Below are 21,219 nucleotides of genomic sequence, written 5' to 3'. Positions count from 1 at the left end.
ACCGGAGCGCTCACCGCGTCGCGCCGAAACGGGCGACGAGATCGTAGCTGTTTCCGACGAACAATTGCCGCACATAGGTGATGCGGTCGCTGCTGCGCCACGTCCGGCGTTCGACGCACAGGCAAGCCGAGCGCTGCGGAATGCGTAACAGCCGGGCTTCCTCCGCCGTCGCTTCGAGCGCGGAGATACGCGTTTCCGCCTCCGTCCAGGGAACGTGCTTCAACAGCCAACTGCCCGGCGAGATCGCCTCGATATCCGTCGCGTCGCTGATGTCCGGCACCGCCTGCACGCTGATGAGCCGATATTCCAGCGCCAGCGGAATGCCGTCCGCAAGGTGCAGCCCTTCGAGCTCGAACAGATCGCCGCCACCGGCAAGCTGCATCTCGTCGTCGAGAGTGGGGACGGGCGGCCGCAGCCTGTGGCCGATGGGTTCATAGGCATAGGCTTGCCCACGTTCGCGGATCTGCGATGGCAGATCGGGAACATCGAGCACCATCGAATGCATGCGCGGCCGCGCGACGAAGGTGCCCGCGCGCTTGCGCCGGTCGATCAGTCCAGCCGACAGCAACGCGGACAGCGCCTTGTTCACCGTCATGCGCGCGCAGCCATAATGCTGCATCAACTCCTGCTCGATCGGCAGGCGGTCGCCGGGGGCGAGCTCGCCCGACAGGATGCGGGCCTCGAAGTCGGACCGGATCCGTTCGTGCAAGGGCTGTCTCATGCCGAAAGCGTCTCCAGCACACGGCGATAGCGCGCGATGATCGCCGCGCGCGCGCGATGCCTGCCACCGCTAACCAGCTTTGTGCCATGTCGCCAGACGCAATCGATCCCGCCCCGTCCGGCGGCGAAAACCAGCCCGTCGATCAGTCCATCGGCGGTACGCGCGGCCAGTGACGGGTGGGCGAGATCGAGGCTGACGAGATCGGCGGACACGCCGACCGCGAGCCCGGAGGTGACGCCCAACGCCGATGCGCCTCCGGCCAGGGCGGCGGTGTAGATATCGCGGCCGGTCGATCGCCCGGTATCGTTCGCGAGCATGTTGCGGCCGCGATGCGCCAGTCGCTGCCCATATTCGAGCAGGCGCATTTCCTCGGTCGCGTCGATCAGCACGTTCGAATCGCTGCCGATACCATAGCGCCCGCCGGCGGCGAGGAACGGGGCAGCGGGGAAGATGCCGTCGCCAAGATTGGCTTCGGTGATCGGACACAATCCGGCGACCGCGCCCGATCGCGCCATCGCTTCCGCTTCGGCGTCGGTCATGTGCGTGGCGTGGACGAGGCACCATCGGGGGTCGACCTCGGCGTGGGCGAGGAGCCATTCGACCGGCCGCTGCCCGCTCCAGGCGAGGCACGCCTCGACCTCGCCGGTCTGCTCGGCGATGTGGATGTGAATCGGGCTGCGCTCCGCCATGGCGATCAGCGACGCGAGCTGTTCGGGCGACACGGCGCGCAGGCTGTGCGGAGCGACGCCGACGACGGCATCGGGCAGCGCCCCCGCCGCGATCTCGGCGGCGCTCGCGAGCAGGCGAGCATAGCCATCGACATCGTGGACGAAGCGTGCCTGATTGGCGCGAGGCGGCTGCGCGCCGAAGCCGGCATGGGCGTAGAACACCGGCAGCAAGGTGAGGCCGATCCCGCTTTCCGCGGCGGCGGCGATGATCGCGCCGCTCATCTCGGCGGGGTTGGCGAAGCGCTGCCCGTCGCGATCGTGATGCAGATACTGGAACTCGCCGACGCGCGTGAAGCCGCTCTCGAGCATCTCGACATAGGCGAGCGCGGCGATCGCCCGCACGTCGTCCGGCGTCATGCGCGCGACGAAGCGATACATGACGTCGCGCCACGTCCAGAAACTGTCCTGCGCCGGCCCGCGCTTCTCGGCGCGGCCGGCCATGCCGCGCTGGAAGGCGTGGCTGTGGAGGTTGGGAAGGCCGGGCAGGGCGCATCCGTGCCGTTCGTCGTCCGGCGCGGGAGCGCTGCCGGGTGCGAGCGCGGCGATCCGCCCGTCGGCGACGGTGATCCGCACGTCGCGCGCCCAGCCGTCGGGCAACAACGCGTGCTGGAAAAAGAGCGAAGCGCGTCCAGCGAACGGGCGGCGTGTTGGCATGGGAGCATCCCTGTCCTGTCGGTGTGATTTTTGTCTATACATTAAGCGTGAAGGGTGCAATCACCCTCGCCGCGAACGCGGATGCGCAACCACGAGGTGACGGTCAGGTGCGATGTGACACGCTATGGACGCATGCGCGGCTGGTGACGTGCGCCGGGGCCGGGCTGGGGCTGGTCGAGCGCGGGTGCGTCGCCGCGCGGGACGGCACGATCGTCTTCGCGGGGCCTGCCGCCGACGCGCCGACGATCGAGGCGACGCGGACGATCGACTGTGAGGGGCGCTGGATCACCCCCGGCCTGATCGACTGCCACACGCATCTCGTCCATGGCGGTGACCGGTCGCACGAATTCGAATTGCGGCTGGCGGGTGCGTCCTATGAGGCGATCGCGCGCGCCGGGGGGGGCATCGTCTCGACGATGCGGGCGACGCGCGCCGCCAGCGAGGACGCGCTGGTCGCGAGCGCGCTGCCACGGCTCGACGCGCTGATCGCCGAGGGCGCGACGACGGTGGAGATCAAATCGGGCTACGGCCTCGACGCGGCGAGCGAGCTGCGCATGCTCCGGGCGGCGAGGCGGCTGGGGCAAGAGCGGCCGGTTCGGATCGCCACGACCTTCCTCGGCGCGCACGCGCTGCCGCCCGAATTCGCCGATGATGCCGACGGCTATATCACGATGCTGTGCGACGAGCTGCTGCCGGAGGTCGCGGCGGCGGGACTCGCCGACGCGGTCGACGCCTTTTGCGAGGGCATCGGCTTTTCGCCCGCGCAGACCGAACGCATGTTCCAGGCCGCCGCCGCGCATCGCCTGCCGGTCAAACTCCACGCCGAGCAATTGTCCAACCTGCACGGCGCCGCGCTCGCCGCGCGCCACGGCGCGCTTTCGGCCGATCATCTCGAATATCTCGACGATGCCGGGGTGGCGGCGATGGCGCGCGCGGGCACGGTCGCGACGCTGCTGCCGGGCGCCTATTACTTCGTCCGCGAAACCCGGCTGCCGCCGGTCGCCGCGCTGCGAGCGGCGGGCGTGCCGATCGCGCTGGCGACCGACTGCAATCCAGGCACGGCGCCGCTGACATCGCTGCTGCTGACGATGAACATGGGCGCGACGCTCTTCGGGCTGACCGTCGACGAATGTCTTGCCGGTGTCACCCGCAACGCCGCGCGCGCGCTCGGCCTCGCCGACACGATCGGCACGCTGGAGGCCGGCAAAGCCTGCGATCTGGCGATCTGGGACATCGAGCGCCCCGCCGAACTGGTTTACCGCATGGGGTTCAACCCGCTCCGTGCCCGCATCTGGAGTGGCCAATGAACATCATCCTGCTCAGCCCCGGTGACGTGACACTGGCCCAGTGGCGCGCCGTGTATCGCGGCGCGCCCGCCCGGCTCGATCCGGCATGCGCGCCGCGCATCGCGGAGAGCGCCGCCGCGGTCGAGCGCATCCTGGCCAAAGGCGCGCCGGTCTATGGCATCAACACCGGCTTCGGGAAGCTGGCGAGCGTGCGGATCGACGACCACGACCTCGCGACGCTTCAGCGCAACATCGTGCTGAGCCACGCCGCCGGGACGGGCGCGCCCTCGCCCGTGCCGATCATCCGGCTGATGATGGCGCTGAAGCTCGCGAGCCTCGGGCAAGGCGCCTCAGGCGTGCGGCCCGCGACGGTCGCCCTGCTCGAAGCGATGCTCGACACCGGCCTGACCCCGGTCGTGCCGTGTCAGGGATCGGTCGGCGCGAGCGGCGATCTGGCGCCCTTGTCGCACATGGCGGCGGCGATGATCGGGGTGGGCGAAATCTGGGTGAGCGGGGCGCGCCTGCCCGCCGCCGAGGCGCTGGCACAGGCGGGCCTCGCCCCGATCGAGCTTGGCCCCAAGGAAGGGCTGGCGCTGCTCAACGGCACGCAATTCTCGACCGCCAATGCGCTGGCCGGGCTGTTCGAGGCGGAAACGCTGTTCAAGTCGGCGCTGGTGACCGGCGCGCTCTCGACCGAGGCGGTCAAGGGTTCGGACACGCCGTTCGACCCGCGCATCCACGCGCTGCGGCGCCATGCTGGCCAGATCGAGACGGCGGCGGCGCTGCGCCGGCTGATGGCGGGTTCGGCGATCCGCGCGAGCCATCTCGAAGACGACGCCCGCGTGCAAGACCCCTATTGCCTGCGCTGCCAGCCGCAGGTGATGGGCGCCGCGCTCGACATCCTGCGCCAGGCGGCGACGACGCTGGAGATCGAGGCGAATGGCGTCTCGGACAATCCGCTGATCTTCCCCAAAAGCGACGAGGCGCTGTCCGGCGGCAATTTCCACGCCGAGCCGGTCGCCTTCGCCGCCGACATGATCGCGCTCGCGATCTGCGAGATCGGCTCGATCGCCGAGCGGCGAATCGCGATGCTGGTCGATCCGGCGCTGTCGGGGCTGCCGGCGTTCCTCTCGCCCAAGCCCGGCCTCAATTCCGGCTTCATGATCCCGCAGGTCACCGCCGCCGCGCTCGTCTCCGAGAACAAGCAGCGCGCCTATCCCGCCAGCGTCGATTCGATCCCGACCTCGGCGAACCAGGAGGATCATGTCTCGATGGCGGCGCACGGCGCGCGGCGTCTGCTGGAGATGGCCGAGAACGCCAGCGCGGTGATCGGCATCGAATATCTCGCCGCCGTACAGGCGATCGATTTCCACGCGCCGCTGGCGAGCAGCACGGTGTTGCAGGCCGCGCACGCGCGCCTGCGCGCCGACGTGCCGCATCTCTCGGACGACCGGCATTTCCACCCCGACATGGAGGCTGCCAATCGGCTCGTCCGCTCGGGCGCGCTGGCGGCGGTGGCGGGTGACGTGCTGCCGGGGGTCGCATGACCGATTGGCTGCAGGTCCATCGCGGCGACGCGCCGCTGATTCTCGCCTTTCCGCATACCGGGCTCGACCTCGCCGATGTCGAAGCCGGTTTCGTGTCCCCGTGGCGCGCGCGCCGCGACGCCGATTGGTGGATCGACCGCCTCTATGCGTTCGCGGCGGAGCTGGGCGCGACGACCGTCCGCACCACGATTTCGCGCAGCGTGATCGACGTCAATCGTGATCCATCGGGCGCCTCGCTATATCCCGGCATGGCGACGACCGACCTCGCGCCGACGACGACGTTCGACGGCGAGCCGCTCTACACCGGCGCGCCGCCCGACGCCGCCGAGATCGCGCGGCGCCGCGCGCGCTGGTTCGACCCGTACCACGCCGCGCTCTCGGCCGAGATCGCGCGGCTGCGCGCCGCGCACGACACGATCGTGCTCTACGACGCGCATTCGATCCGCAGCCACATCCCCCGGCTGTTCGACGGCGAGTTGCCGCAGTTCAACGTCGGCACCAATGGCGGCGCGACCTGCGCGCCCGCGCTGGGCGACGCGGTGGAAGCGATCTGCGCAGCGAGCGGGCTCGGCCATGTCCGCGACGGGCGGTTCCGGGGCGGCTGGACCACGCGCCATTACGGCCGCCCCGAGACGGGCGTGCATGCGATCCAGATGGAACTCGCGATTCGCGGGTACATGGACGAGCCCGACGTGCCCGCCCCCGGCACCTGGCCGCCCGCTTATGACCCCGTCCGCGCGGCGCCGCTCGCCGCGATACTCCTCGATATCGTGAAGGCGTGCCTCGCCTTCACCCATGCCTGAACGCGAAGGAACGCCATGACCCGTCTCGACAACAGCCGCGCCATCCATGCCGCGACCGGCACCGACCTGACCGCCAAGAGCTGGCTGACCGAAGCGCCGCTGCGCATGCTGATGAACAACCTGCACCCCGACGTCGCCGAACGGCCCGAGGAGCTTGTCGTCTATGGCGGCATCGGCCGCGCCGCGCGCGACTGGCAAAGCTATGACAAAATCGTCGAGACGCTGCGCCGGCTGGAGGACAATGAGACCTTGTTGGTCCAGTCGGGCAAGCCGGTGGGTGTGTTTCGCACGCATGCCGACGCGCCGCGCGTGCTGATCGCCAATTCCAACCTCGTGCCGCATTGGGCGACATGGGAACATTTCAACGAACTCGATCGGCGCGGCCTGGCCATGTACGGCCAGATGACGGCGGGATCGTGGATCTACATTGGCACGCAGGGCATCGTGCAGGGCACCTATGAAACCTTCGCCGAGATGGGGCGGCAGCATTATGGCGGCGACCTGTCGGGCCGCTGGCTGCTGACGGCGGGACTGGGCGGAATGGGCGGCGCGCAACCGCTCGCGGCGGTGATGGCGGGCGCGTCGTGCCTCGCGATCGAATGCCAGCAGAGCCGGATCGATATGCGTCTGCGGACCGGCTATCTCGATGTCGCGGCAGCGACGATCGAGAAGGCGATGGCGATCATCGAGCGCAGCTGCGCCGACCGGACGCCGGTCTCGGTCGGCCTGATCGGCAACGCCGCCGAGATCCTGCCCGAGCTCTACCGCCGGGGCATCCGCCCGGACCTGCTCACCGACCAGACCAGCGCGCACGATCCGGTCAACGGCTATCTGCCGATCGGCTGGAGTGTCGCGGAATGGGTCGAGCGCCGCGAGCGCGATCCGCAGGGGGTGGCGGCCGCCGCCAAGCAGGCGATGGCGGTGCATGTCCGCGCGATGCTCGATTTCCACGCCGCCGGCGTGCCGACCACCGATTACGGCAACAACATCCGCCAGGTCGCGCTCGACGCGGGCGTGGCCAATGCGTTCGATTTTCCCGGTTTCGTGCCCGCCTATATCCGGCCGCTGTTCTGCCGCGGGGTCGGCCCGTTCCGCTGGGTCGCGCTGTCGGGTGATCCCGAGGACATCTACAAGACCGACGCCAAGGTGAAGGAACTGCTGCCCGACGACACGCACCTGCACCATTGGCTCGACATGGCGCGCGAGAAGATCCGCTTCCAGGGATTGCCGGCCCGGATCTGCTGGGTCGGGCTGGGCGACCGCCACCGGCTCGGGCTCGCCTTCAACGAGATGGTCGCGAACGGCGAGCTGAAGGCGCCGGTGGTGATCGGGCGCGACCATCTCGATTCGGGTTCGGTCGCCTCGCCCAATCGCGAGACCGAGGCGATGCGCGACGGCAGCGACGCGGTGAGCGACTGGCCGCTGCTCAACGCGCTGCTCAACACCGCGAGCGGCGCCACCTGGGTGTCGCTGCATCATGGCGGCGGCGTCGGCATGGGCTTCTCGCAGCATTCGGGCATGGTGATCGTGGCCGACGGCACGCCGGAGGCGGCGGCGCGGCTCGGGCGGGTGCTGTGGAACGATCCTGCAACCGGGGTGATGCGCCACGCCGACGCCGGCTACGAGATCGCGCGGGATTGCGCGCGCGAGAAGCACCTGGATCTGCCGGGCATCCTGGGGTGAGCGACGGCGGCCTGATCCGCGCGGCCGACCGCCCCGAGGTGGCGTGGAAGAACGGCGGCGGGGTGACGCGCGAGATCGCGCGCTTTCCGGCGGGCGCCGGCCTCGATGATTTCGCGTGGCGGCTGAGCGCGGCGCGGGTCGATGTGCCGGGGGCGTTTTCGCATTTCGCGCGCGTCGACCGCACGAACGCGATCCTGTCGGGCCGGCTGCGGCTGGAGGTGGCGGGGAGCGACCCCGTCACGCTCACGCCCGCCTGCGCGGCCTATCGCTTTGCGGGCGACGTCGCCGCGTTCGGCACGCCCGAAGGCGGCCCCGCGCTCGACCTGAACCTGATGGTGCGGCGGGATGCGGGCGTGGGCGCGATCCACGCGTTCGACGCGGGCGTGATCGACGAGGTCGATGCGGGGGCGATCCTGGTCGCAAGCCGCGATCTGGTGCTTCGCATCGGCGCGCGCACCGTCGCCATGCGCGCGCACGACGCCTTCCGGTTCGACGCGCGGGGCGAGGATGTCGCGGTGAGCGCGCCGGTGAAGATCGCCTCGGTGCGTCCTCCGGCCGGAGCGTCCTGACCGGCGGGCGCGGGATCAGCGCTTCCCTTTGGCGGCGCCATCGGGCTGGGGGCCGCCCGCGCGCAGCATCGCGACGAACGCCGCCTCGGTCGGCGACAGGCTGCGCTCGGGATGGCGGATCATGCGGAACTGGCGTTCGGGCAGCGCGAGCGGCACCTGCCGCAGCAGCCCCGCCTCGATCCGCCCGGCCACAACGCTTGCGGACAGGACCGTGGCCGCGCGCCCGGTCTCGACCGCGCTGGCCATCGCCTCGTTGGAGGCCACCTCCATCATGACCTTCAGCTTTGCGGGATCGACGCCGAGCCGCTTGAGATCGTTCTCGAACTCGAGCCGCGTGCCCGAACCCTGCTCGCGCAGCACCCAGGCGCTGCGATACAGATCCTCGGCGCGCGGTGGCATGTCCGCCCACGGGTGATCGGGCGCGACGACCAGCACGAGCTGATCGCGCGCCACCACCTCGCTCGTCAGGTCGGGTGCGGGCAGATCGCCCTCGACCAGCCCGAGCGACGCCTCGCCCGAGCGCAGCTTGCGGCTGACCTCCGCCGTGTTGGCGATCGTGATGCCGAGCTGGATGTCCGGGTGGAGCGCGTGGAAGCCGTTCAGCCGGGCGGGGAGCCAGTAGCTCGCGATCGTGTGGCTGGCGTGGACGTGGAGGACGCCCCGCCGCAGCCCGCCCAGATCGAGCAGGCGCTCGCGCGCGGCGTCCGCCCGGCCGAGCGTGGCGCGCGCTTCATCCAGGAACGCGCGGCCTGTGTCGGTCAGTTCGATCCGGCGGCCGATCCGGTCGAAGAAGCGGAGCCCGAACTCCTGCTCGAGCTGCACGACCGCGTGGCTGACGGCGGACTGCGACAGGTGGACGTGCTCGGCCGCGCGGCGGATATGCTCGCGCTCGGCGACGGCGACGAAGATCCGCAACTGTTCGAGCGTCATGGCGCGGTCCGTGCGTTCGCCAGCAAGGCCGCGAGGTCGCGCGCCTGCTGGCGGATTTCGGGGATGGCGATCGATTCGAACAGCGCGCCGAGCCGCGCCGGGCCGATCGCGTGCAGATCATGGGCGGGAACGCCGTTTCGGTCGAAGAGCGCGCCGGCTGGGGTGCAGCGCAGCCCGGCGCCGCCGAAGCCCGGCACGATCGTCCCCGCCTCCAGCATGGTCCGCAACAGCGGCGAGGCGGCCTTTGCATAATCGAGGCTGGGGCCGGTGCAGTTGATGACATGCGCGGCCTCGATATCCAGGCGGGCGTCGCCCGCGCGCGCGACCACCCGCAGCCGATCGCCGGCGGTGACGATCGCGTCGATCCGGCCGTCCAGCACGCGGAGCGTGCCCGCGCGGCGCTCGGCGTCGATGATGTCGGCGATGTCGGGTGCCATGCGATGGCGGCGGGTCTCCCAGCGCCGTTGCAGATGCCGCCGGAAGCGACGCTTCTCGACATCGGGCAAGGCCAGCCACAAGGGGTTCAGCACCGGCCGCATGCTGTCCACCGCCGCGCGCCACTCGATTCCGCCGCGCAGCGCGGTGTGGAAGGCGCGCAGATAGGCACGCGCCGTCGCCGGCGTGGCGCCGGGCGCGAACACCGGCGCGGCGAGCGTCGCGTGTGGTGCGTGCCGTTCGGGGAAAAGGCCGCGCCGCGAGACGGTGGTGATCCGCCCGCGATGCCCGTTCTCCCGCAGCCGCATGATGACATCGACCGCCGTCAGCCCGGTGCCGATCAGCACGACCTCCTCGTCCGCACCGATCCCGGCGAACACGCCGTCGGCCCACGCATCATGGTGGTAGCGGCCGGTCGCGTCGATCTCCGGCGGGACGCCCGGCAGCCGCGCGGGATCGAAATGGCCGCACGCGAGCACGACCTGCCGCGCCGTGACGGTCTCCCCGCCGGCGAGAGTGATCGTGTAGAGGCCGTCCGCCTTGGCGCAGGCGATCGCGGTGTCGCGGATATGCTCGGGCGCGGCGGCGCAATAGAGCTGGCGCAGATACAGGCCGAAGATCGGGCGGGGAACGAACGTGGCGGGATCGGTCTCGGCGGACACGTTCCCGCGCATCCAGGCGACGAAGTGACCGGGATCATCGGGGTCCGCGCTCATGCCGCTCGCGGCGACGTTCAGCAGGTTCTTGAGCGAGGGCGTGGCATAGGCGAGGCCGAAGGCGGGCCGGTCGGTCGGAGCGATGATCGCGCAGCTCCGCTGGTGGAGCCGTTTCAGATTCCACGCGATCAGCGCGGCACTGGCGCCGCCCCCGATGATGACGATGTCGCGAATGGTTCGTACCGGCACGAGGATGTCCTTTCCCTTGGTCGGGCCGGGATATGTGAGCGCGCGGTTGTTCGATCCATGTCAAGCATATGGCCATTCCGTTCGATTCCATCGAACGATCAACCCTCCTCCCGCCCGGTTCAGTGGATCGGCGCCAGTCCATCCATGATCGCGGTCAGCGCGAGCGCGGTCTGGAGTTCCATCGCGCTGTGGCCGGCGTTGGTTCGGACATAGGTCACCGGCGTCGCGCCGGCGCGGGCCAGCGCATCGACCAGCCGTGACGCCTGGGTGAGCGGGCAGACCTGATCGAAACGGCCATGCACGATATGGATCGGCAGGTGCGCGATCCTGTCGATGTTGCCGAGGATGTAATCGGGTTCGAGAAACAGATGGTTCGCGAAGAAATGCGCCTCGATCTGCGCGAAGGACAGCGCGAATTCGGCATCGCCGAACTTGCCGGGGTCGTCGTCCTGCGGGATCATGTTCGAAATCGTGCCTTCCCACACCGACCAGGCCAGCGCCGCGCAGAGCTGGTGGGCGCGGGCGTCATCGTTGGCGGGCACGGCGTCGAAGAGCGCCTTGTACGCCCCCATCATGTCGTGCCGATCGGGCTGCGGGATGATCTCGACGAACGCCTTCCACTCGTCGGGATAGGCGATGTAGCTGCCGGGTGCGGTCAGCGCGAACGGCGCGTCGGCGAACGTGGCGGCATTGCCCTGGTACATATATTCGAGGTCTTGCCGCGCGCCGATGAAGATGCCGCGCAGCACCAGCGACGCGACATGGTGCGGGTGCCGGATCGCATAGACGAGCGCGAGCGTGCTGCCCCAACTCCCGCCGAACACGTGCATCGGCCCGGTGATGCCGAGCGCGTCGCGCAAGGCGTTGATGTCCGCGACGAGATGGTCGGTCGTGTTGCGGACCAGCGCCACGGCGGGTCCGGCCTGCGCGACGGTGGGCGTGCTCTTCCCGCAGCCGCGCTGGTCGAACAGGATCACGCGGTAGCGCGCGGGATCGAAGAAGCGCGACATCATCGGCGCGCAGGCGCCGCCCGGGCCGCCATGCAGGAACATGACCGGCTCACCGGCGGGATCGCCATATTCTTCCCAGTAGAGCGTGTGATCGGGCTCGTGATCGACCTGGAGGAAGCCGCTGCGGTTCGCCGCGCGCTGGGGATATTTCCAGGCGTCGCCGATGGTGCTCGCGGTCTGGAGTTCCGATAGATCGATCATGCCCGCACCATCCCGTCGCCACCGCACCGAAGCCTCGCGCTTCGTCATCATGCCGCTTTGCCCGAGGTCGATGCGCGGCATCAAGAGCGGCGCACACACGCGGCGATGCGTGTGTGCGCCGCCCGGCGCGCGGACGTTCGATCAACCCGCCTCGGCCATCCACTGCACCGCGTCTTCGCCCGCCGCGATCCTGAGCGGCGCGCCGGCCTCCGTGGCCGCGTGCCAGACCGCCTCGGCGACATCGCGCGGGTGCGTGACCGGCCCCGTATCTTGCTGGAAATTGGCGATCATGGTTTCGATGAGCGGCTTGTAGTCGGGGTTATCGAGCCCGCGCAGATGCGGCATCGCATTGGTGCCGAAGCGGGTTTCCGGCGCGCGCCCGGGAAGGACGATGTGGACGCGCACGCCGAACGGCTCCATTTCCGCCGCGAGCGATTCGGTCAGCGCGTTCACCGCCGCCTTGCTCGCGCGGTAGGTGCTGATCAGCGGCAGCGGCTTGAGCGTCGCCGACGACGTGACGTTGATGATGGTTCCGCCACGGCGCTCGCGGAATGCGGGCAGCACCGCCTGCATCATCGCCAACGTCCCCAGCGTGTTGGTTTCGAACAATCGGCGTGCGGTGTCGGGGTCGATCAGTTCGAGGGGCACGGCGGCACCGAAGCCCGCGTTGTTGACGAGGACGTCGATGGCGCCCGCCTGCCGCAGCGCGCCGGCGATGCTGGCGGGGTCGGTGACGTCGAGCGGGAGGACGGTGAGCGCGTCGGACGGCGGCAGGAGGTCCGCCTTCGGGTCGCGCATCGTGGCGATGACCTTCCAGCCGCGTTCGAGGAACAGCTTCGCGGTTTCGAGGCCGAAGCCGGACGAGCAGCCGGTAATCAGGACAGTGGGCATGAAAAACTCCGTGAAGGATTGCGGGTGCCACGAAGGTGGCCATCGCGACCAAGACCGTCTATGGTCGGCAATCCCGAATGCGTTGGTGATAGTCCTGATATGATCGTCGATCCGCTTGCCGAGATCGTGACCATGCTTCAGCCGTCCGCGAGCTTTTCGAAGCTGGTCGAATATGCCGGGCGCTGGCGCATCCGCCGCGATGTCGAGGGCAAGCCGGTCTTTTTCGCCGTGCTGGAGGGCGCGTGCCGGCTGGTCGGTGTCGGGCGATCGCCGATCGTCGTGCGCGCGGGCGATTTCGTCCTCTCACCATCGACCGACAAGCAGGTGATCGAGAGCATCGATGCGCCGGCGCACGGCATCGACATGGTGCCCGCCGAAATCGGCGAAGGCCGGTACCGGGTGGGGCCGGCGGACGCGCCGGTCAATCTCAGGATGCAGGTCGGCTTGTGCAGCTTCGCGTCGCCCGACGCGGCTCTGCTCGTCTCGCTGCTCCCCGCGATCGTCGTCGCGCGCGACGAGCCACGGCTCGCGCAGTTGCTGCATCTGGTCGGCGACGAGACCCGCCAGTTCCGGCCCGGACGTGAGCTGGTGCTCGAGCGCCTTCTCGAAGTGCTGCTGATCGAGGCGCTGCGGTGCGGGTCCGACACGGTGCCGGTGCCGAGCCTGGCGCGCGGCCTTGCCGACGATCGCCTTGCCGCCGCGCTGCGTGCGATCCATGCGCGGCCGGAGCATGGCTGGACGGTCGCCGCGCTCGCCGCCGAGGCCGCGATGTCGCGATCGGCCTTCTTCGCGCGCTTCAGCCGCGTCGTCGGGCTGCCGCCGATGGGATATCTGGTCGCCTGGCGCATGGCGCTCGCCAAGCGCTTGCTGAGCACGCGCGACCTGGCGATCGAGGGCGTCGCCGCGCGGGTCGGCTACGGCTCCGCGAGCACGTTCAGCACCGCCTTCACACGCCACGTCGGAACGCCGCCGATGCGCTACGCGCGGACGGCGGCGCGCTGACCGCGCGGGCTTTCCGGCGGGTCCGGGAGGCCGCCATTGCAGGAACGCGTCGCGACGATTAGCGCTGGCTTCCCAACCGATAGGAAGATGCTCGGCATGCTCACCAAGCGCAGATTTCTGGGAATGCTGATGGCGGGGGTGGCGCTGCCGCTGATCGACCCCGTGATCGCCCACGCCGCCGCCAGTACCGCCGACGAGGACGCCCGGCTGCTGCGCTTTCTCGACGCCGCGTTCGATGCCAGCGTCGCGCTCAGCCCCCAGACGCAGACCAGCCTCGGCCTCAAGACCAATTACGACCGGCTCGACGACTATACCGACGCCGCCGCGCAGCGCGCGCAGGCGCTGGAGGAGGCGCAACTCGCCGATCTGCGGCGCAGCTTCGCGGTCGATCGGCTCGGCCCCGGCGCGCGGTTGAGCTACCGTCTGTTCGAGGCGCAGGTCGCCACCGACCGGCGGCAGTTCGCGTTCCGCGATTATGCCTTCCCGGTCTCCACCAACGGCAGCCCGGCCGGCGACATTCCGGTGTTTCTCATCAACCAGCACCGGATCGACACGGTGGCCGACGCACACGCCTATGTCGCCCGGCTGCGCGATTCGTTGCGGGTGATGCGCGAGGTCGCGGCGACCATGCGCAAGCAGGCCGCCAAGGGCATCGTGCCGCCCAAGATGGTGTTCGCCCCCGCGCGCGGCGACGCGCGCCAGGTCATCACCGGCGCGCCGTTCGATGGCGGCGCGGACAGCAGCCTGCTCGCCGATTTCCGGGCGAAAGTGGGCAAGCTCGCCGCCCCCGAGACGGTCAAGACGGCGCTGATCGCGGACGCGGTCGCGGCGCTGAAGGGGCCGTTCCGCGAGGGGTTCGACGTCCTGTTCGCCGCGCTCGACGAGATCGAGCCGCGCGCCAAGGGCAATGACGGCGCGTGGAGCCTGCCGGGCGGCGACGCTTATTATCAGGCGCGGCTCGCCTATTACACCACCACCGACATGACCGCCGAAGAGATCCACCAGCTCGGGCTCGATCAGGTGCGCTCGATCCATGCCGAGATGACCGCGGTGATGGCGCGGGCCGGCTTCGCCGGATCGTTGCAGGATCTGTTCGCGGCGCTGCGCACCGACCCCAGGTTCAAATATCCCAACACCGATGCCGGCCGGCAACTCTACCTCGCCGACGCGCGCGCCGCGATCGCGCAGACGATGGCGGCGGCGCCGCGCTTCTTCCGCCGTCTGCCCAAGGCGCCGCTGGAGGTGCGGGCGGTCGAGACGTGGCGGCAGGAGACCGCCGCGGTCGCCTTCTACGACCAGCCCGCGCCTGATGGTTCGCGGCCGGGCATCTTCTACGTCAACCTCGCCGACATGACGCAGGTGCAGAAGACGCAGGTGGAGGGCATCGCGCATCATGAGGGCGCGCCCGGCCACCACTTCCAGATCGCGCGGGCGCAGGAATTGACCGGCGTGCCCAAGTTCCGCCGGTTCGGCTATTACGGCGCCTATACCGAGGGCTGGGGCCTGTATTCGGAACGGCTGGCGAAAGAGATGGGCGCCTATGCCGATCCCTATTCGGAACTGGGGATGCTCGCGCTCCAGGTATGGCGCGCCTGCCGGCTGGTGCTCGACACGGGGATGCACGCCAAGCGCTGGAGCCGTGACCAGGCGATCGCCTATTTCACTGAGAACGCGCCGCTGTCCGCGCGCGACGTGGTCAAGGAGGTCGATCGCTACATCAACAATCCCGGCCAGGCGACGAGCTACATGGTCGGGCAGCAGCGGATCGCGGCGTTGCGGCGCAAGGCGGAAGCCGCGCTGGACGCGCGCTTCGACCTGCGCGATTTCCATGAGGTGGTGCTGGCGCAGGGCGCGCTGCCGCTCGGCGTGCTGGCCGAACAGGTCGATGCGTGGATCGCCGCCACTTGACTCAGGCGCCGCTGAGCCGTCGCCGCGATGGGCGGCGGACACGGCGCGCGGCGAACAGCACGCCGGCAAGCCCCGCGAGCGAGGTCGCCGCGCCGGCGAGCGCGACCACCGGATAGCCGAGCCCGGCGGCGATCACGCCGCCGCCCAGCGCCGCGCCGAACGCGTTGCCCAGATTGAACGCGCCGATGTTGACTGACGCGGCGAGGTTCGGCGCATCCGCCGCCGCCGTCATCACCCGTACCTGGAGCGGGGGGACGAGCGCGAAGCTGGCCACGCCCCACAGGAAGATCAGGACCGCCGTGGGGCCGGCGTGCGGCATGAGCATCGCGAAGGCGGCGAGGATCAGCGAGAGCGACGCCATCGTCACGATCAGCGTGCGATCGACCGAATGATCGGCGAACTTGCCGCCCAGCCAGTTTCCGGCGGTGAGGCCGAGGCCGTAGAGCACGAGCATCGCCGTCACGAAGCCGAGCGAGGCATGCGTGGCCTCGCGCAAGATCGGGGCGATGTAGGTGAAGACGGTGAACATCGCGCTCGACCCGACCACGGTGAGCGCGAGCGCGCCGAGCACCTTGCCGCGCGCGAGCACGCGGAGTTCGGCCATCGCGTCGCCCCCCGCCGGCGCGGGCAGGCTGGGCAACGTCAGCCGCAGCGACACCATCGTCACCACGCCCAATGCTGCGATGCCCCAGAAGGCGGCGCGCCAGCCGAGATGTTCGCCCGCCCATGTCGCCAGCGGAACGCCCGCGACATTGGCGATCGTCAGCCCCATGAACATCGCCGCGACCGCGCTCGCCCGACGGTGGGGCGGGACGAGGCCGGCGGCGACGATCGAGCCGATTCCGAAAAAGGCGCCGTGGTTGAACGACGTGACGACGCGCGCCGCCAGCAGCATGCCATAGCCGGTCGACAGCGCCGCCAGCAGGTTGCCCAGGGTGAAGACGCCGGCGAGCCCGATCAGGAGCGCGCGGCGCGGCACGCGGCCGGTGGTGAGCGTCATCAGCGGCGCGCCGATCATCACGCCCAAGGCATAGGCGCTGATCAGCAGCCCGGCGGCGGGGATCGAGACGCCGAGATCGCGCGCGATCACGGGGAGCAGCCCCATCGGCGCGAACTCCGTCACGCCGATGCCGAACGCACCGACCGAAAGGGCGATCAGCCCGGGGTTGAGTTTCATCGCCATCGCCTCAGACCAGCGCCGGGGCGAGGCGGGCGAAGCCCTCCTGCTGGCGATATGGGGTGATCGGATAGGCCGGCAACACCGCGCTCGCGGCGTCGAGCGCGGCGATCTGCGCAGGCGTGAGCGACCAGCCGACCGCGCCGAGATTCTGCCGTAGCTGTTGCTCGTCGCGCGCGCCGAGGATCACCGAGGAGACGGTCGGGCGCTGGAGCAGCCAGTTTATCGCGATCTGTGGCACGGTCTTGCCGGTCTCCGCCGCGATCGCCTCCAGCGCGTCGATGACGCGGTAGAGATGCTCGCGCGCGACCGGCGGCGCGAACCGTTCGGTCTCGTGCAGGCGGCTGCTGGGCGGGATCGGGCGGTCGCGTCCGATCTTGCCGGTCAGACGGCCCCAGCCGAGCGGGCTCCACACCAGGGCGCCGATGCCCTGGTCGGCGCCGAGCGGCATCAACTCGGCCTCATAGGCCCGGCCGATCAGCGAATAATAGACCTGATGCGCGACCAGCCGTGGCCAGCCGTGGCGATCGGCCAGGCCTTGCGCCTTCATCACCTGCCAGCCGGGATAGTTGGAGACGCCGGCATAGCGGACCTTGCCGGACGCGATCAGCCGGTCGAGCGTGCCCATCACTTCCTCGGCGGGCGTCGATGCGTCGAAGGCGTGGAGCTGGAGGAGGTCGATATGGCCGGTGCCGAGCCGGCGCAGCGCGTCCTCGACCGCGCGGATCAGGCGCGCGCGCGACGCGCCCCAGTCCTGCGGCCCGTCGCCCATCGGCAGCCCGGTCTTGGTCGAGATCAACACCGCGTCGCGCCGGCCGCGAACCGCTTCGCCGAGAATCTCCTCGGACGCGCCGTTCGAATAGACGTCGGCGGTGTCGAATAGCGTCACACCCGCGTCGAGGCAGATGTCGATCAGCCGCCGCGCGTCGGCGGCGTCGCTTTGTCCCCAGGCGCTGAACAGCGGGCCCTTGCCGCCGAACGTGCCCGCGCCGAAGCTCAGCGCCGGTACGCGCAGGCCCGAAGATCCGAGTTGCCGATATTCCATGATGCCGTCTTCCGTTGCTATCTTCGCGCACAGATGGACGCTCACGGGCGACGAGAGTAGCGGAAGCGCACGCGAAGGATTTTTGCAGTGGACGCAAAGCTGATGGCCGGCACCGATCGCGCGCGCGAGATGGCGACGTTCGTCGCCGTCGTCGAGCAGGGCAGCTTCTCGGCGGCCGGGCGCGTGCTGCGGCTGAGCCCGTCGGCGGTCAGCCGCGCGATGGACCGGATCGAGGCGCGGCTCGGCGTCCGTCTGGTGCTGCGCTCCACGCGCGCGCTCTCGCTCACGGCGGAGGGGCAGGCCTATCTCCAGGCGGCGCGCCGCATCCTCGCCGATCTCGACGACGCCGAGCAGCAGATCGCCGACCAGGGGAGTCCGCGCGGGCGGCTGCGCGTGAGCGCCGCGCTGTCGCATGGCCGGCTGTGCGTGGTGCCGCTGCTGGGGCGGTTCGCGGCGCTCTATCCGCACATCCTGATCGACATCGCGCTCACCGACGCGCTGGTGGATGTCGCGGCGGGGCAGGCCGATGTCGCGGTGCGGTTCGGCCCGCTCGCCGACAGCACGCTGACCGCGCGCAAGATCGGCGAGACCCGCCGTGTCGTCGTCGCGTCGCCGGACTATCTCGCCCGGCATGGCATGCCGCGCGAGCCGGAGGATCTGCACGGCCACAATTGCCTCAACTTCAACTTCCGCCGCGCCGAGCCGGTCTGGCCGTTCCGCCGGGCCGGGCGGGACTTCGCGCTGTCGGTGCGCGGGAGCATCGAGGCCAACAACGGCGAGACGCTGGGGCAGCTCGCCGCCGCCGGGATCGGCGTGGCGCGGGTCGGCGCGTTCAGCGTCGCGCCCGAGATCGCCGACAATCGGCTCGTCGCGATCCTGGAGGCGTATAATCCCGGCGACGTCGAACTGATTCACGCGGTGTTCGTCGGCGGCGCCAACACGCCGGCGCGGGTGCGGGTGTTCGTCGATTTCCTCGCGGCCAACCTGCGCTGAGCGCCGGCCCGAACCCCGGCGCGGAGACGGCGATCAGATCGTCGGCGCGGGCGCGCCGAGATACGATGCCGGCTCGGCCACCGTGCTCAGCACCAGCTTCTGGAGCACGACATTGTCGTCCAGCCGCCAGATCTTGATCGTGTGCCGCCCCACGGCGAGCGCGTTCAGATCCGCCGCGAGCCGCACGATGTTGTCGCTCACCGCCTCGGCCCAGCGCCGCTTGGCGGACGTATCCTGATCGCCCCCGGTCGCCTCGAGCGAGGTGCGCAGGATCTGGACCGGCTGATCGTCGATCGAGACGCCGATCCGCGAACCGCCCCGGCCCGACGTGTCGAGCGTCGGCGCGAGGTATAGCGTCAGCGTGGCGCGGCCGGCCTTGCGCACGACCACGTCATATTCGAGGCGGACGGCATCTTCCGCGCGCGTCGCGGGCTGGCCCTGGGGCAAAGCGAGCATCGCGCCGGCGGTGCGGCCGAGGTGCGCGATCGGCGTCCAGCGCAGCCCGCCTCCGTCGCGGGCGCGGGTGAATGCCGTCGCATCCAGCGCGATGATGCCGGCGGGCGCGGGGGGGCGCGCGACGAACGTCGGCTGCGGCCGGCGCTGTTCGCTGGGCGTGTCGGCGCCGACCCGGACGATGCTCGGCATCGTCTGCTGGGTGGGATCGTTCCAGATGACGTAGTTCATGTGGACCTGCGCCATCATGCCGTTCCACTTGCCGCCGTTGAGGGTGTGGTAGCGCCGCACCAGCTCGCCGTCGCAGCGGAACGCGGTTTCGACCTGGTCCGCGAAAAAGTTGGCGCGGGCATCGTTGCTCGACGCGAGCAGCCGGTTCCAGGCGGTGCCGTAATACAGCCGGTACAGGTTCGCCATCGCGGCGATCGGATATTCGATCAGTTGATAATATGCGTCGGCTTGATCGGGCCGCAGCCGCGCGCGCACCGCGAGCATCCGCGCTTCCAGCGCGTCCCATTCGGCGACCATCGCGCCGAATTCGCCGCCGTCGAGCCCGGCGGGCGTCACCCCGCCGAGGGGGAAGCTGGTCTCGTTGACGAGCTCGGGCTTCCGCCGCGCGGTATATTGGCTGTAGGCGGTGATCATGTCGCCGATCGCGGGGGCCTGTTCGGGGCCGAAGGTCGCCGACGCCCATTTGCGCGGATAGGCGGCGACCGCGTCCGGCGTCATCGCCTCGGGGTTCCACGCGTGCGCCAGGAAGAAGCCGAGCGGATATTCCATCGGCTTGATGTCGCCGACATTGCCGATCCAAATCGTCCGCGCGCCGTGCCGGTAGGCGAGGTCCATCTGCTGCCAGACCTTCTCGATCTGGCTGGTGTTGATCCATTTGTAGTTGCGCGGGCCGCCGACATAGTCGAAATGATAATAGATGCCGTAGCCACCCGCGCGCGGCGGCGCGGCGGGATCGGGCAGGCGGCGGATCTGGCCCCAATTATCGTCCGAGAACAATAGCGTGACGTCATCCGGCACCTTCATGCCGTGGTCGTAATAGTCTTGCACTTCCTTGTAGAGCGCCCAGACCTGCGGCGTGTCGCTGGCCGGCCTGCCGGTCACGTCGGCGATGATCCGGCGTTGATCGGCGACGACACGCTCGAGCAGGCCGGTTGCGGTGCCTTCCGCCATCGCCTGATCGCCGTCGCCGCGCATCCCGACGGTGACGAGCGATTCATAGCCGTGGCCATCGCCCTTCGACATCATGCGCTCGATGCCGCCGCGCCAGAACGCGCGGAGGTTGTCGCCGTTCGTGTCGTAATCCCACGCGCCGCCGGTGATGCCGCCGTCCTGATGGCGGTGCCATTCGGCTTGCGCGCGCAGCATCGGCTCGTGGTGCGAATTGCCCATCACGACGCCCATCGCATCGGCCAGGACCATGCTGTCGCGGTCGTCGTCGGCGAAGGCCTTGCCCCACATCGCCGGCCACAGATAATTGCCCTTCATGCGCAGCAGCACTTCGAAGACATGCGCGTACATCGCCGCGTTGACGCCGCCGAACGCCTTGGCGGCCCAGCCCGAAAGGCACGGGTCTTCGTCGTTGATGAAGAAGCCGCGATATTTGACCCTGGGTTGGTCGCGCCGCGCGCCGGCGGGGACGAGGATGTCGCGCTGGCGTTGGACCGGCACGTCGGCGAACCAGTGCCAAGGCGAGACGCCGATCCGCTCGGACAGGTCATAGGTGCCGAACACCGCGCCGCGCCGATCGGCGCCGACGATCACCAGCGCGCGGGGTACGCCGGGGAGCGGGTTGTCGATGACGATCTGGCAAAACGCCTCCCACGCGCCGCGCAGATCGGCGGCGTCGATCCGGCCCGTGCGGACGAGCTGGTCGATCAGCGCGCTGTGGCCGAGGACGCCGATGATAACCGCCGGCCCACGCAGATCCGCGGTCCGTTCGACCAGCGCCGGGCGGACGCCGCTCACGCGTTCGAGATCGCCGGTGAAGCTGGCGGCGACCCGGCGGACGGCGCTGTCAGCCGTGGCATCGACGAACACGGTGGCGGGTTTTCCATCCGCGATCAGCCGGAAGGCCGTGGCGGGATCGGCCCCCACGCCCGCGGGTGCGGCCAGCGCGGACGCCGGCAGGGCACCCAGCGCGGCGCCCAATCCCGCGCTCGCCAGCAGGGTGCGGCGCGACATGGCCGGTGCAGTGGGTCGGGTCATCTCGCTCTCCAAAGTCTCGCCGAGGCGCGCCGGCACGGCATCGAGGCGGGGCACCGCGCGC

The 21,219-nt window shown here is 70.0% G+C and carries 17 protein-coding genes; 8 read left to right on the top strand and 9 right to left on the bottom strand.

Annotation, left to right across the window (positions count from 1 at the left end):
* Positions 1-10: 10 nt before the first annotated feature.
* Both hutC and PX554_RS07285 read right to left on the bottom strand, forming a co-directional pair.
* Positions 11-721, bottom strand: a complete 711-nt coding sequence (gene hutC, locus PX554_RS07290; protein WP_275500279.1) for a histidine utilization repressor — start codon at positions 719-721, stop codon at positions 11-13.
* A complete protein-coding gene (locus tag PX554_RS07285; RefSeq protein WP_275500277.1) occupies positions 718-2,103 on the bottom strand; it encodes a formimidoylglutamate deiminase in 1,386 nt (461 codons plus the stop codon). Before PX554_RS07285 ends, hutC begins: the two co-directional genes overlap by 4 nt.
* A gap of 107 nt (positions 2,104-2,210) precedes the next feature.
* On the opposite strand from PX554_RS07285, the gene hutI reads away from it, so the two are divergent.
* Genes hutI through PX554_RS07260 form a run of 5 tightly spaced genes read left to right on the top strand, consistent with a single transcriptional unit; the run spans position 2,211 to position 7,991 of the window.
* Positions 2,211-3,410, top strand: coding sequence for an imidazolonepropionase (hutI, locus tag PX554_RS07280; RefSeq protein ID WP_275500971.1), 1,200 nt, complete (start codon positions 2,211-2,213; stop codon positions 3,408-3,410).
* The gene (gene hutH, locus PX554_RS07275) at positions 3,407-4,936 is read left to right on the top strand and encodes a histidine ammonia-lyase (RefSeq protein ID WP_275500275.1); all 1,530 of its coding nucleotides are present in this window, start codon (positions 3,407-3,409) and stop codon (positions 4,934-4,936) included. The genes hutI and hutH overlap by 4 nt, the downstream gene beginning before the upstream one ends.
* Positions 4,933-5,739 (top strand): N-formylglutamate deformylase, encoded by an 807-nt coding sequence (hutG, locus tag PX554_RS07270; RefSeq protein ID WP_275500273.1) that lies wholly within the window; start codon positions 4,933-4,935, stop codon positions 5,737-5,739. Before hutH ends, hutG begins: the two co-directional genes overlap by 4 nt.
* A gap of 15 nt (positions 5,740-5,754) precedes the next feature.
* A complete protein-coding gene (gene hutU, locus PX554_RS07265; RefSeq protein ID WP_275500270.1) occupies positions 5,755-7,422 on the top strand; it encodes a urocanate hydratase in 1,668 nt (555 codons plus the stop codon).
* On the top strand, positions 7,419-7,991 hold the full coding sequence (locus PX554_RS07260; protein WP_275500268.1) for a HutD/Ves family protein: 573 nt from the start codon (positions 7,419-7,421) through the stop codon (positions 7,989-7,991). The genes hutU and PX554_RS07260 overlap by 4 nt, the downstream gene beginning before the upstream one ends.
* A gap of 15 nt (positions 7,992-8,006) precedes the next feature.
* Here the strand turns inward: PX554_RS07260 and PX554_RS07255 are convergent, their stop codons facing one another.
* From PX554_RS07255 to PX554_RS07240, 4 genes are all read right to left on the bottom strand, one after another.
* Positions 8,007-8,921, bottom strand: a complete 915-nt coding sequence (locus PX554_RS07255) for a LysR family transcriptional regulator (protein ID WP_275500266.1) — start codon at positions 8,919-8,921, stop codon at positions 8,007-8,009.
* Positions 8,918-10,261 (bottom strand): FAD/NAD(P)-binding protein, encoded by a 1,344-nt coding sequence (locus PX554_RS07250; protein WP_275500264.1) that lies wholly within the window; start codon positions 10,259-10,261, stop codon positions 8,918-8,920. Before PX554_RS07250 ends, PX554_RS07255 begins: the two co-directional genes overlap by 4 nt.
* Positions 10,262-10,380: 119 nt before the next feature.
* Complete coding sequence (gene pip / locus PX554_RS07245) at positions 10,381-11,472, bottom strand: prolyl aminopeptidase (RefSeq protein WP_275500263.1); 1,092 nt, start codon at positions 11,470-11,472, stop codon at positions 10,381-10,383.
* Positions 11,473-11,613: 141 nt separating this feature from the next.
* On the bottom strand, positions 11,614-12,363 hold the full coding sequence (locus PX554_RS07240; RefSeq protein ID WP_093223100.1) for an SDR family oxidoreductase: 750 nt from the start codon (positions 12,361-12,363) through the stop codon (positions 11,614-11,616).
* 99 nt (positions 12,364-12,462) lie between these two features.
* On the opposite strand from PX554_RS07240, the gene PX554_RS07235 reads away from it, so the two are divergent.
* Both PX554_RS07235 and PX554_RS07230 read left to right on the top strand, forming a co-directional pair.
* On the top strand, positions 12,463-13,365 hold the full coding sequence (locus tag PX554_RS07235) for an AraC family transcriptional regulator (protein WP_275500258.1): 903 nt from the start codon (positions 12,463-12,465) through the stop codon (positions 13,363-13,365).
* Positions 13,366-13,452: 87 nt separating this feature from the next.
* A complete protein-coding gene (locus PX554_RS07230; protein WP_275500256.1) occupies positions 13,453-15,273 on the top strand; it encodes a DUF885 domain-containing protein in 1,821 nt (606 codons plus the stop codon).
* 1 nt (position 15,274) lies between these two features.
* Here the strand turns inward: PX554_RS07230 and PX554_RS07225 are convergent, their stop codons facing one another.
* Together PX554_RS07225 and PX554_RS07220 are read right to left on the bottom strand one after the other, a co-directional pair.
* The gene (locus PX554_RS07225; protein WP_275500255.1) at positions 15,275-16,450 is read right to left on the bottom strand and encodes an MFS transporter; all 1,176 of its coding nucleotides are present in this window, start codon (positions 16,448-16,450) and stop codon (positions 15,275-15,277) included.
* Between the two features lie 10 nt (positions 16,451-16,460).
* Entirely contained in the window at positions 16,461-17,495 is a 1,035-nt protein-coding gene (locus PX554_RS07220) for an aldo/keto reductase (protein ID WP_275500252.1), read from the bottom strand.
* A 102-nt stretch (positions 17,496-17,597) separates the two neighbouring features.
* Between PX554_RS07220 and PX554_RS07215 the strand changes: the two genes are divergently transcribed.
* Positions 17,598-18,488, top strand: coding sequence for a LysR substrate-binding domain-containing protein (locus tag PX554_RS07215; RefSeq protein ID WP_420833438.1), 891 nt, complete (start codon positions 17,598-17,600; stop codon positions 18,486-18,488).
* Positions 18,489-18,521: 33 nt separating this feature from the next.
* Here the strand turns inward: PX554_RS07215 and PX554_RS07210 are convergent, their stop codons facing one another.
* The gene (locus PX554_RS07210) at positions 18,522-21,158 is read right to left on the bottom strand and encodes a glycosyl hydrolase 115 family protein (protein ID WP_275500248.1); all 2,637 of its coding nucleotides are present in this window, start codon (positions 21,156-21,158) and stop codon (positions 18,522-18,524) included.
* Between the last annotated feature and the right edge of the window lie 61 nt (positions 21,159-21,219).

The sequence above is a fragment of the Sphingomonas pollutisoli genome (genome assembly GCF_029167165.1).
Classification (GTDB): domain Bacteria; phylum Pseudomonadota; class Alphaproteobacteria; order Sphingomonadales; family Sphingomonadaceae; genus Sphingomonas; species Sphingomonas pollutisoli.
Note: the sequence above shows the minus strand (reverse complement) of the source record. Positions and strands in the feature narration are given on the sequence as shown.